Origin of the sequence: Nocardia sp. NPDC060255 (genome assembly GCF_042727395.1) — a bacterium.
Lineage (GTDB): Bacteria > Actinomycetota > Actinomycetes > Mycobacteriales > Mycobacteriaceae > Nocardia.
The window spans coordinates 57,007-67,506 of the sequence record NZ_JBHXAU010000002.1; the positions used below are offsets into that span (position 1 = coordinate 57,007).

Consider the following 10,500-nt stretch of genomic DNA (forward strand, 5'->3'; position numbering starts at 1 on the left):
AAAAACCTCCGCTGACCGTGTCCCCGGTTTTGCGTGTCTAGAAAAATGGTCGCTGTTGAAGATCAAGTAGCGACCTTTTGACTCGGCTCGATTCTTGGTCGCCCACCGCCCCGTAAGGAGCACACGGGAGTTGGACACTTCCGCTGGCTCTTGCCAAGACGATGTTTACCGAGTGACATGGTCGGCATGTTCACCTACGTAGTGACTGCGGAATTCGCGAACGATGCAGTGCGACAGGAGTATCTGGCCTGGATGCGGGACGGGCACGTGGCGAAGGTGGTCGAGCTCGGCGCGGCCGTCTCGGGACAGGTCGCGCTGCTCGACGACGGGCGGGTCGAAGGGCGATATGTGTTCCCGGATCGAGAGACGTTCGCCGCGTACGAATCCGGGCCCGCCGTCGCGCTGCGCGCCGACGGTGCGCGGTTCACCGACGCGGGAAAGGTCGTGTTCGCTCGACACACCGGTGAGATCCTCTTCGGCACAGGCGAACCGACGAAATGACGAACCGCTGGGTCGGCGTGACGATCGACTGTGTCGACGTGGCCAAGGTCGCGGGCTTCTGGAGCGCCCTGCTGGACCGCCCATCGGGTCCGGCCCAGCCCGGCTGGGTCTACCTCGGCCAGCGCGACGACCCGTTGCCCCGCCTCGTCTTCCAACCCGTCACCGAGCCGAAGCACGGCAAGGTGCGCCTGCACCTCGACATCGCCGTCGACGACATCGATCAGGGCATCGCTCAGGTCATCACCCTCGGCGGCAGGCACACCGGGGAACGGCACGACTATGACGAGGGCGTGGTCGTTGTGATGGCCGATCCCGAAGACCACGAATTCTGTTTGGTCCAGTACTACTGACTGATCGCAGCTCGGGTCGGGATGCGCTGGCCGAGGAAGTAGGCCGCGCGGTCCAGGGCCTCATCGGCTTCGTCGAGCATGCCGGTGAAGGACTGGAACACGTGGGGCACGTCGGCGGTGATGTCCAGGATGACGTCCACGCCGGCCGCTCGCGCGCGGGCGGCCAGGCGGGTGGCGTCGTCGAGGATCATTTCGTTGGTACCTGCCTGCAGGAGCATCGGCGGGAAGCCGCTGAGGTCGGCGAGGGTTGCCGGGCTGAGCAGGGGCTGGTGTGGGTCCTGTCCGGCGAGATACATGGCGCCGGTGTGTTCCATGCGCTCGCGGGTGAACAGTGGGTCGACGACCGCTTTGGTGTCCATGCTTTCGCCGGTGCGGGTCTGGTCGAGGCCGGGTGAGAACGCCACGATCGCGGCGGGCATGGGCAGGCCTGCGTCGCGGGCGGCGAGGCAGGTGGTGACGGCCAGGCCGCCGCCCGCGGAGTCGCCGGCGAACGCGATGGTCGACGGGTGTTCGCCGCTGTCGAGCAGGGCTCGGTAGGCGCTGAGTGTGTCGTCGATCGCGGCCGGGAACGGATGTTCGGGCGCGAGTCGATAGTCGACCGAGTAGGCGCGGAATCCGGTGCGGGTCACCAGGTTTGCCGTCAGCGGCATCGCCGTCTCGGGTGAACCGTAGACGAAACCGCCGCCGTGAAAGTACAGGATCGTCCCAGCTCGGGTGGTGCTCGCCGGTTCGACGAGCACCGCGGGCCGGTCGCCGAGTGTCGTGTTTCGGGTGCGGATCTCGGTCGGCACGTTCATCTGGGCCATCAGCGCGCGGAATCCTGCGCGGATCTCCTCGACCGAACCGGTCCCCGCAGGTCGCGGCTGCCGTAGCAGCATGTCGATCTTCGTGCGTTGTTCCCTGCTCATGCAAACCTTCCTAGGAACTATCTTCCTGTACAGTATATGCCATGGAATATACACCGGATGGCGACGCTGTCGACCTGGCCAGATTGTTCGCCGACCTCGTCCGGTGCGAGACGCGGCTGTACAACGCGCTCAACGACCGCCTGCGCGAGCGACACGGGATCGTCACCTCACAGTTCGAATCCCTGCGCTTTCTGCGCGATCACCCCGGGGCCCGAGTCGCGGACCTCGCGAGTGAGTTCGCCGCGGGCGTCGGGGCGATGAGCAAAGGCGTCGACCGCTTGGAAAAGCAGGGATGGATTGTGCGGCAACCGAATCCGTCGGATCGCCGGTCCTCGCTCTTAGCGCTGACCGATGCCGGCGCGCGCCTGGTCGACGCAGCGGAGCAAACCTTCACCGAGCAGCTGACCCACTTGCTCGGCACCGCGGTCGGCAGTTCCTCGTTGTCGGGTGTCGCGCAGGCTCTTTCGCAACTGCGCGGCGCGCTCGAGCGCGACCAGGTCGGCCTGCCCACGGGTTGAGCCGTGCCCGGTGAGACCGCACATCAGCGGACAGTCCGAAAACGACGATTCCACAACATCTTCCGCTAGTAGCGAAACCGGTTCCCGGCACGCAACCCATAGACCTACCGTGACCCCATGCAATCACCGATCACGGGCACCGCCGCCGGCGTGCCGTTCACCGCGTTGCCGCCGGTCAGCGACGCCGCCACCGCGCCCCTGATCGTCACCTGGCACATGCTCGACGCACCACGCTCCGACGCCGCGTTCGCCGCCGCGTTGCCGATGAACGGCCTCCCCGCATGGCGCGTCCACCTCGGTATGCCGATGTGCGGAGCACGAATGGTCAACGGCACCATGGACGCTGGCGCGGAACTGATGCGCAAGGACGTCCTAATGTCCTTCCTGTACCCCTTCGTCATCCAGGCGACCGAGGAGTTCCCCGCCGCCCTGGCATCGATCCGAGAGCAACTACCCGTCGACGACGGCCCGATCGGCATACTCGGCGGCTCCCTGGGCGGAGCCGTCGCCCTGCGAGTCCTCGCCGACACCGAAACCCCGATCTTCGCCGCCGCCATAGTGAACGCCGCCATCCGAATGCGCTCCGTCGTAAACCTGTTCCCCGGCCCATACCCCTACGACGCCGAGTCCGAAAAAGCCGTCGACAGCATGGATTTCGTCACCAAGTCCCCCACCATCCGCCGCGCCCCACTGCTGGTGATCAGCGGCGAACTCGACCACCCAGCCCTACGCACCGACGCACTCGACCTCGTCCACGCAGTAGGCGAAACCGCCGAACTCCACCCAATCCCCGGCTTGGCCCACCCTCTCGCCGACGAACCCGGCCTCGCCCCCGCTCCCCAACTCCCCCACGCCCGCGAGGTAGACACCGCCCTGATCACCTGGTTCCAACGCCACCTCGCGGATACGCGCTAGGTATTGCCCTCGAAACCCGGGGAGCCTCCAGCACATTTCGTACGCTGGAGGCTCGCGAGCTAACCCTTCGCCGCTTCGCGAGGAGTAGCTGGTTGCTCAGTCTCCGGATTTGTTCTGCTGCTGCCGTTTCCGTTCCCGCTCGGCCCAGACTTCGCGAACCCACGGTTCATACTCGGTACCGATCATGTCATCGTGAAATCGCTCGGGCAGCGGCTCTGCAGGGGTCGTGTCGGGTGGTGCCGCTGCGCGCTGCCGGTCGATTTCCTCGAACGCAGCCAGCGCACGCGCAACCAGCGCTGGGTCCAGCTGGTCGTCTGGGTCCGGGGTTCTGAAGGTCTTGCCCGCGATCCGCTTGCCTTCGTTGTTGCTCATAGCTTTCCCCTTCTCCTAACTGGTCTTCTCGACCAGCGTGATAATCGTGCGATCGCGGCCGAAGTCGGGGTCGAGACGCTCGACAACCCTGAACTGCGTGCCGGATTTGAACAGGACTTCCGGGTTGCCCGGTGCTGAGTACGGTGTGATGTCCTTGCCGGTCTGCGAGAAATACCGGAACTCGACTGCGCCTTCCCTTTCCGCCCTTACACCTGCAGGGGTTGTGCTGGTGAACGCGTGTTCTGTGACGTCTTCGCCTTTGCGGTAGGTCGCCAGAACATCGGGTGGCACGTCGGTCACGCGGGTAACGGGACCCTCATAGTTCGGCAGCTTGTCCAGTGCCCGGTCCAACTCGACGACGCGGTCCTGGACTTCCTTGGGCATGTAGTCCTTGCCGTTACGCAGCCACCCGTTGATCGGCTGGTGTGCCGAACCGGTGTAGTCGGCGATCGCGTCGGCGTCGGTCTTGGTCAGTGCTTGCGGGACTCGTTCGGCGGCTCGGAATTCGGTCGGTATCTCCTTGATGCGTCGCATTTCCTGGGCATGCTTTTCGAGCGTGGTTCCGGTTTTGACCGACTTCGCGAGCTTGCGCGCCTTCCACAAGCTGATCATCGAGCGCAGGGGGGCGGCGAACTTCTCCGCGATCTGTGCGGCGCGCGCAGTCCCCAAAGCCGCACCGGCACCGAAGGTCACCAGCGACGCGACGATCGCGATACCGGCCGTGATCGCCAGCTCTTTGATGAGCTCGTCGGCCAGCTGCTCCAGGGTGTCGCGCAGGTCCGAGCGCAGCTCGTCGAGGCTGGCGCGGTGCTCGGTGCACGAGCTCGACATCTCTCCGCAGGCGGCGATCACGTCGGTCGCCGAGGCGGCGAGAATCTCCAGATCGTGGCCGATGAACGCCACCTCCGGCGCGGTCACCTGGCCGTCGAATGTCGCGGCGACACGGCGCAACAGGTCCGGGAATCCGGCGAAGTCGGGCGCGGCGGCCAGGGCGGCCCACGCGTTGGCGGCGTTCTGGAGTTTGGTGGTGTCGCCATCGGGCACGGTCAGCCCGATCTTTTCGACCAGGCCGAGCCCATCGGCTACCAAGCCTTGTCCCGGTCCACCGGCCGAGGGCAGCGGGAACAGGCAGGAGCCGGGTGACTCCGGGACGGCGGGTGGTTTGTCCGGGCCGGGGCCGGTGGCTCCGGTGGTGGCGTTGTGTTCGGCGGTGGCGTAGTTGTAGCCGCACGTGCGGATGACGCGGGCGTAGTTCAGTGCGGCCGAGGCGGTGTCGTCAGCGAGTTTCAACAGCTCCTGCGAGCGCTGGTCGTAGGTGCTGGCCCACTGGCGTGCTTCCTCGTAACTGCCGCACATGTTGGCGCAGTTCCACAGCGAGGATTTCCATTCCTTTTCGAACGCGGCGAAGAAGGCACCGGCACCGACCATCAGCGTGGTCGCGGCGTTGTAGTAGACGTTGACGTCGATTTTCAGCTGCGTCATGCCTGCGCACTCCCCCCGAACATGCGCAGGTTGGTCGCGATGCCATCGCTGTAGGCAGTGTGCGCGGTCACCGCGGCGGCCCGCATCGCGGCGATACCGTCGCGCACGTCTTGGGCTCCGGCCTGCCAGTGCTGGTGTGCGGTCGCGTGTGCGGTCGCGGCGGCGCCGGTCCACTCCCGATGCACGGCGGCGACGCGCTGATCTACGCCGGAGAGGGAGTCCTCGACGAAGCTCTGTAGCGCCGCGATGTGCGCGGTAACCGTTTCCAGGTGAGCCAGGTCGACGGTGTATTCCTGCCCGCCACTCATGGCAGATCCAGCGAACTGGTCTGTGCGGTGAGGTTTTCGGCGCGTGCGGTGTCGACCGTGTCGATCTGGGCGACATACACCCCCAGCAGCTCCCCTACGTCGTGGAGCGCCCCGAGCACCTGAAGCGCTCCCGTGCGGGTCTCCGTCCACCCCGCGTGATACGCCTCGGCCGCCGCACCCGACCAACTCGACATGAGTCCGGCGACTTCGGTGTCGGCCGAGCGGACGGCATCGATCAACGATTGCGCTGTCTGCTGAACATACTGACCGGCGTCCGATACTTCGGCCGGAATCAGGCCTAGTTGCTGTCCCGCGTCGACGCGGCTTTGATCAGTCATCTCTGTCGTCTCTCACGGGATGGCTCCTCGGTGTCGATCGAGCTGCTGGTCAGGATGGTCCGGTATCCGTTTCGTGCGGGTAGCGCCACGGAAACAGGGCTTCGACGAGCTCTTTAGCGCTGAGTCCCGCACCGCCACAACAGGAACCGTAGATCAATGGGCCGCGAGTCACCAGCAGACCCCCCTGCGGTGCGCGTCCGGCACGACCGAACCCGGCAACGCAGACGGGAGGCCACACGCTTGCGGTTGCGAATTGAGCTCGCCACCAACAGAGTTGACGCAGACGTATCGGCGGCAGATAGTCCTGAGTTACCGTAAGCCACCGATTAGGCCGCCCAAATCTCGCGAGAATATATCGACTTCTTCGATATTACATGCGAACTGAAGGCAATGAACACGAAACCCTCTGGACAGCAGCGGTTTTTGGATCGATGAATTGACGGGACCGTCGATCGCTAACTGTCAGAGATCGCGTTGCACGCATGGCATTTCATGAAAACGCGCAAAGCGGACTTCTGCCGGTAATGCGGGCGGCCTTTGATCCGGTGGCGTTGCGTGAATGGGAAATGAGGGTAGCGCCGGGGTGGGGTCGGGTCGTATCGTGACCCGGCCCGACCGTGTGTCTCTCGTGGGCGCGGCAGATGCCGCGCTCGCTCATTCTCAGGATCACAAAGGAGTATGCCCGTGAACGTAGACCTGTCCGGCGCGAAGTGGTTCAAGAGCCGTCGCAGTGGTGCCTCCAAGGATTGTGTGGAGGTGGCCTTCGTCGAGGGCGGTGCGGTCGGTGTCCGGGACTCCAAGAACCCGACCGGACCGGCATTGGTTTTCGCCCCCGAGGTGTGGGATACGTTCACCGCGCGAGTGGCCGACGGCGCGTTCACCAGCGCATAGTCACCCGCTGCAGATAGCTGACGAGCCCGACTCGCACGTTCGAGTCGGGCTCGAACCCTGTATTGAGAAGCCAACTTCGAACAGTCTCCGCCGCAATGGTTTCAGGCGGACCGCAGTGTCGACGTGGCGATCTCGAGGAAGTCGCGCAGCAGACTCTCGCGGCGGTCGGCGGCGACGGCCAGGCATCGCTCGATGGGTGGGGCGTCGGTTACGGGGAGGTGGATGAGGTCGGGGCGGGCGTAGGCGCGGGCGACGCTCAGGGGGATGAGGGCGATGCCGTGGCCGGCGGCGATGAGCTCGAATTTTTCTTCCAGTGAGGTTGTTCGCCTGGTCGGTGCGTCGAGCGTTCGCTCGCCCTCGACGTCGGCGCGGGTGAGGTCGCGGCGGTGCGCCAGCGGGTGGGTCGCGGGCATGCAGGCGACTCTGGGTTCGTTGCCGATCAGGATGGTCCGCAAACCCGACTCGTCGAACGGCCGCCGCAGGTACGCGATCTGGGCGCGGCCGTCTCGGAGCGGCGCGTCCTGCTCCCACCAGCGTGCGGGGACGAGGTCGATCTCGACGTCCGGGTATTGCGCGGCGAACGCCCGGATCGCCTCGGACACATGCAGTCCCGGGGCGAAGGCAACAACGAGCCGCCGCACCTCCTGATCGACGTCGTGCACGCGCCGCACCGCCGCGTCGACCGATGCGAGGATGCCCTTCGCCTCCTCGTAGAGCTGCTGTCCGGCGGCGGTCAGCTCGACGCTGCGGGTGGTCCGCACGAGCAGGGTGCAGTCCAACTCTTGCTCGAAGGCTCTGATCTGGCGGCTGAGCACCGGCTGGGCGATGTAGAGCTTTTCCGCCGCGCGGCCGAAGTGCCGATGCTCGGCCACCTCGACGAAGTAGCGGAGCTTGCGCAGATCGAGATCCATACCTCGAGGGTATCAATCGCCGGAAAGGGTATTGGACGGCGTGAGTTGCCGACCCGAGACTCGAAGCATGATCGTCATCACCGCACCGACCAGCACCATCGGCAGCAGGCTGCTGAACCTCCTGCTCCACGAAAGCCCAACGCGCACTGAGGAACTGCGCGTCATCGCGCGCGACCCCGGCAAGCTTCCCGAGACGGTCCGCGACGGTGTCGACGTCGTCACCGGCTCACACGGCGACGCCGAGGTCGTCGACCAAGCCTTCGCGGGCGCGGGCGCTGTCTTCTGGCTGGTCCCGCCGAACCCGCAGGCACCGAGCCTCGACGCGGTGTTCGCCGAATTCACCCGTGCCGCCGCGAAAGCGTTCACGGCCAACGGGGTCGGGCACGTCGTCGGCGTCTCGGCGCTCGGCCGCGGCACTCCCGTCGCGGGGCACGCTGGGCACGTGACCGCGTCGCTGGCCATGGACGACCTCATCGCCGGTTCCGGCGTCGCCTACCGGGCGCTCGCCAACCCGAGCTTCATGGATAACCTACTGCGACAGGTGGTTTCGATCCGCGACAACGGCGTGTTCACCGATATCGTCACCGCCGACCGCAAGACACCGGCGGTCGCGACTCGGGACATCGCCGCAGCCGCCGCGGGCCTACTGCTCGACCGGTCCTGGACGGGAACGGGCGAAGTCCCCGTGCTCGGCCCCGAGGACCTTTCGCAGAACGAGATGGCCGACATCATGACCGACGTACTCGGCCGCCCGGTGCGCTACGAGCGGCAGTCGGTCGATGATTTCCGCGCTGCGCTCGCCCGATATGGCGTCGGCGACGCACACGCTCAGGGCCTCGTCGACATGATGCTCGCCAAGGACGACGGACTCGACATAGCCGTGCCGCGCACCCCGCAGACCGCCAGCCCGACCACCTTCCGCGAGTGGTGTGCAGAGGTCCTGAAGCCAGCTGTCGAGGCATAAAGCTTCGCCGTCGGATCCAGCCACCGACTACGCGCGCCGCAGTCGGAACGCCATCAGGACGTGACAACCAACGCCGCTGCCTGAAGACCGCAGGGACTGCGACGGATCAAACTTCCTGCGCTGGTTCGGATCCGGCTAGTCCGGCCGCGGTCAGGGTGAGGTGCCGAATCAACGTCTCGGCCGCGGCGTCGGCGTCGCGGGCCAGCGCAGTCTCCTCCAGTCTGCGATGTTCCTCGACGCCGTCCCGCCCGGGCGTGCGCTGCGCCGACCAGCGGCGCGCCAGTTCGCTCGCGATCCACATCCGGTCGAAAGTCTCCAGCAGAACCGGGTTTCCGCAACCCTCCAACAGGGTGCGATGGAAGAGCCGGTGCGCTTCGGACCAGGCTTCGCTGTAATGCTCGCCCTGCTCCGGCCCGAACGCCGGGGTCCGGACCAGCCGATGATGGGCGGCCCGGACGCGGGCCTCCCAGTCGATGTCGCCGCGCTCGATCGACATACGCAGCATCGCCGGTTCGATGGTCCGGCGCGCCTCCGCGATCTCCTGCCAGCGGCGATCGGAGAACGCCGGGACAACGAAGCCGCGATTGTGCAGCCGGTCGGCGAGACCCTCGCCGACCACCCGCACCAGCGCCTCGCGGACGACGGCCAGGCTCACGCCCTGTTCCTTGGCGAGGTCCTGCGGTTTGAGCGCGTCGCCGGGGGCGTAGTCGCCGCGCATGATCGCGTCCCGCAGGTGTGTGTAGATCTGCTCGCTGAGCATCTGCTTCCCCGACGAGGTCGAGGCGGGGGCCATCCGGGTCATGCGCCCAGTATAGAACAATCTGTCAGATAATCGATTATCTATGCTACTGTCGATCTAGTGGCGATGGCGTCGCCCCCATGGGACGCTGCGGGCCTCAGTCCGCCACAGCACCGCCACTGTCCCAGCATGGCTTGAAAGGAACGACGCGATGAGCGCCAACGACCCCTTCGCTCGCCTCCCCGAGGCGGCCACCTTCACGGTTACCAGCGCCACCGTCACCGACGGCGCCGCCTGGTCGCCCGAGCAGTTCTCCGCCGGCGTCCCCGGCGGGAAAGACGTTTCGCCGCAACTGTCTTGGAGCGGCGCACCCTTGGGCACCAAGAGCTACGCCGTCACCGTCTACGACCCCGACGCCCCCACCGGATCCGGGTTCTGGCACTGGGCGGTCGCCGACATCCCCGCCGGCGTCACCGAATTGCCCGCGGGCGCGGGCGACGACACCGGCTCCGGCCTGCCCGACGGTGCTTTCCAATTACCCAACGACGCCCGCCTCGCCCGATTCATCGGCGCCGCCCCGCCCGCCGGGCACGGCCCGCATCGCTACTTCATCGTGGTGCACGCCCTCGACGTCGAGTCCATCGGCGTCCCGGCCGACGCCACGCCGGCCGTCCTCGGTTTCACCATGTCCGGCCACATCCTCGGCCGCGCGGTCCTGACCGCCACCGCGGAAACGCCCGGCCCGCAACGGATCGAGGTCTCCCGGCTCATCCCGGCCGCCGCCGACGCCATCTTCGCGGTCCTCACCGACCCGAAGGGCCACGTGGACATCGACGCGTCGGGCATGCTGCTCGATGCCGAAGGCGAACCCGTCAAGCAGGTCGGCGACCGGTTCCTGGTCCATATGGACCGAGAAGCCTTGGGCGACTTCCCCCTTGGCAAGTACGACGTAGAGGTCGTCATCACCGCGTTCGCCCCGGACGAGGAGATCGCCTGGACCGTCGAGGGTCAGATACGTCCGCCCGTCCGCCACATCTACGGCTACCGGCTCGAACCCGTCGCGGACGGTACTCTCGTCACGTCGTTCTACGACTGGTCGGAAATCGACGAGAAGTGGCAGCGGCGCCTCGTCTTCCCGGTGGTCCCCGAGTCGGCCCTCAAAGCCACCCTGGGTATTCTCGAGCGCACCGTCCGCCGGCGGACCGCCTGATCCAGCTGTGCGGCTTCCCGGTCGCGGGCGGGGCCCCGGGGCCGCCCCCCCCCCGAGGCTCAGTGGGCTAAAAAGAAAAAAACGAACACCACC

At 66.5% G+C, this 10,500-nt stretch carries 13 protein-coding genes and 1 pseudogene; 7 read left to right on the top strand and 7 right to left on the bottom strand.

Going from position 1 to position 10,500, the window contains the following annotated elements; all coding sequences use genetic code 11:
* Positions 1-186 precede the first annotated feature (186 nt).
* Together ACFWF1_RS06135 and ACFWF1_RS06140 are read left to right on the top strand one after the other, a co-directional pair.
* Positions 187-501: a hypothetical protein gene (locus tag ACFWF1_RS06135; protein WP_379285849.1), complete on the top strand. Its 315-nt coding sequence runs from the start codon at positions 187-189 to the stop codon at positions 499-501.
* Positions 498-851: a VOC family protein gene (locus tag ACFWF1_RS06140; RefSeq protein WP_379285851.1), complete on the top strand. Its 354-nt coding sequence runs from the start codon at positions 498-500 to the stop codon at positions 849-851. Before ACFWF1_RS06135 ends, ACFWF1_RS06140 begins: the two co-directional genes overlap by 4 nt.
* Here the strand turns inward: ACFWF1_RS06140 and ACFWF1_RS06145 are convergent.
* The gene (locus tag ACFWF1_RS06145; protein WP_379285853.1) at positions 845-1,759 is read right to left on the bottom strand and encodes an alpha/beta hydrolase; all 915 of its coding nucleotides are present in this window, start codon (positions 1,757-1,759) and stop codon (positions 845-847) included. The two genes, ACFWF1_RS06140 and ACFWF1_RS06145, sit on opposite strands and share 7 nt — an antisense overlap.
* Positions 1,760-1,800: 41 nt before the next feature.
* On the opposite strand from ACFWF1_RS06145, the gene ACFWF1_RS06150 reads away from it, so the two are divergent.
* Both ACFWF1_RS06150 and ACFWF1_RS06155 read left to right on the top strand, forming a co-directional pair.
* A complete protein-coding gene (locus ACFWF1_RS06150) occupies positions 1,801-2,277 on the top strand; it encodes a MarR family winged helix-turn-helix transcriptional regulator (RefSeq protein WP_379285855.1) in 477 nt (158 codons plus the stop codon).
* A 117-nt stretch (positions 2,278-2,394) separates the two neighbouring features.
* Positions 2,395-3,192 (top strand): alpha/beta hydrolase, encoded by a 798-nt coding sequence (locus ACFWF1_RS06155; protein ID WP_379285857.1) that lies wholly within the window; start codon positions 2,395-2,397, stop codon positions 3,190-3,192.
* Between the two features lie 96 nt (positions 3,193-3,288).
* Here ACFWF1_RS06155 and ACFWF1_RS06160 read toward each other — a convergent pair whose 3' ends face one another.
* From ACFWF1_RS06160 to ACFWF1_RS06175, 4 genes are read right to left on the bottom strand one after another with little or no spacing between them, the layout of a single operon-like run.
* Positions 3,289-3,564: a hypothetical protein gene (locus tag ACFWF1_RS06160; RefSeq protein ID WP_379285859.1), complete on the bottom strand. Its 276-nt coding sequence runs from the start codon at positions 3,562-3,564 to the stop codon at positions 3,289-3,291.
* A gap of 15 nt (positions 3,565-3,579) precedes the next feature.
* A complete protein-coding gene (locus ACFWF1_RS06165) occupies positions 3,580-5,046 on the bottom strand; it encodes an ADP-ribosyltransferase (RefSeq protein WP_379285861.1) in 1,467 nt (488 codons plus the stop codon).
* Positions 5,043-5,354 carry a WXG100 family type VII secretion target gene (locus tag ACFWF1_RS06170; RefSeq protein WP_379285863.1) on the bottom strand — a complete coding sequence of 104 codons (312 nt, stop codon included), beginning with the start codon at positions 5,352-5,354 and terminating at the stop codon, positions 5,043-5,045. The genes ACFWF1_RS06165 and ACFWF1_RS06170 overlap by 4 nt, the downstream gene beginning before the upstream one ends.
* On the bottom strand, positions 5,351-5,692 hold the full coding sequence (locus ACFWF1_RS06175) for a WXG100 family type VII secretion target (protein ID WP_379285865.1): 342 nt from the start codon (positions 5,690-5,692) through the stop codon (positions 5,351-5,353). Before ACFWF1_RS06175 ends, ACFWF1_RS06170 begins: the two co-directional genes overlap by 4 nt.
* A 684-nt stretch (positions 5,693-6,376) precedes the next feature.
* Between ACFWF1_RS06175 and ACFWF1_RS06180 the strand changes: the two genes are divergently transcribed.
* Entirely contained in the window at positions 6,377-6,583 is a 207-nt protein-coding gene (locus ACFWF1_RS06180; RefSeq protein ID WP_379285867.1) for a DUF397 domain-containing protein, read from the top strand.
* A gap of 101 nt (positions 6,584-6,684) precedes the next feature.
* Here ACFWF1_RS06180 and ACFWF1_RS06185 read toward each other — a convergent pair whose 3' ends face one another.
* Complete coding sequence (locus ACFWF1_RS06185) at positions 6,685-7,494, bottom strand: LysR family transcriptional regulator (protein WP_379285868.1); 810 nt, start codon at positions 7,492-7,494, stop codon at positions 6,685-6,687.
* Between the two features lie 67 nt (positions 7,495-7,561).
* Between ACFWF1_RS06185 and ACFWF1_RS06190 the strand changes: the two genes are divergently transcribed.
* Positions 7,562-8,458 carry an NAD(P)H-binding protein gene (locus tag ACFWF1_RS06190; RefSeq protein ID WP_379285870.1) on the top strand — a complete coding sequence of 299 codons (897 nt, stop codon included), beginning with the start codon at positions 7,562-7,564 and terminating at the stop codon, positions 8,456-8,458.
* Positions 8,459-8,564: 106 nt separating this feature from the next.
* Here ACFWF1_RS06190 and ACFWF1_RS06195 read toward each other — a convergent pair whose 3' ends face one another.
* Positions 8,565-9,260 (bottom strand): GntR family transcriptional regulator, encoded by a 696-nt coding sequence (locus tag ACFWF1_RS06195; RefSeq protein WP_379285871.1) that lies wholly within the window; start codon positions 9,258-9,260, stop codon positions 8,565-8,567.
* 148 nt (positions 9,261-9,408) lie between these two features.
* Between ACFWF1_RS06195 and ACFWF1_RS06200 the strand changes: the two are divergent.
* Positions 9,409-9,936 (top strand): annotated as a pseudogene (locus ACFWF1_RS06200) (YbhB/YbcL family Raf kinase inhibitor-like protein); the annotation flags it as partial.
* Between the last annotated feature and the right edge of the window lie 564 nt (positions 9,937-10,500).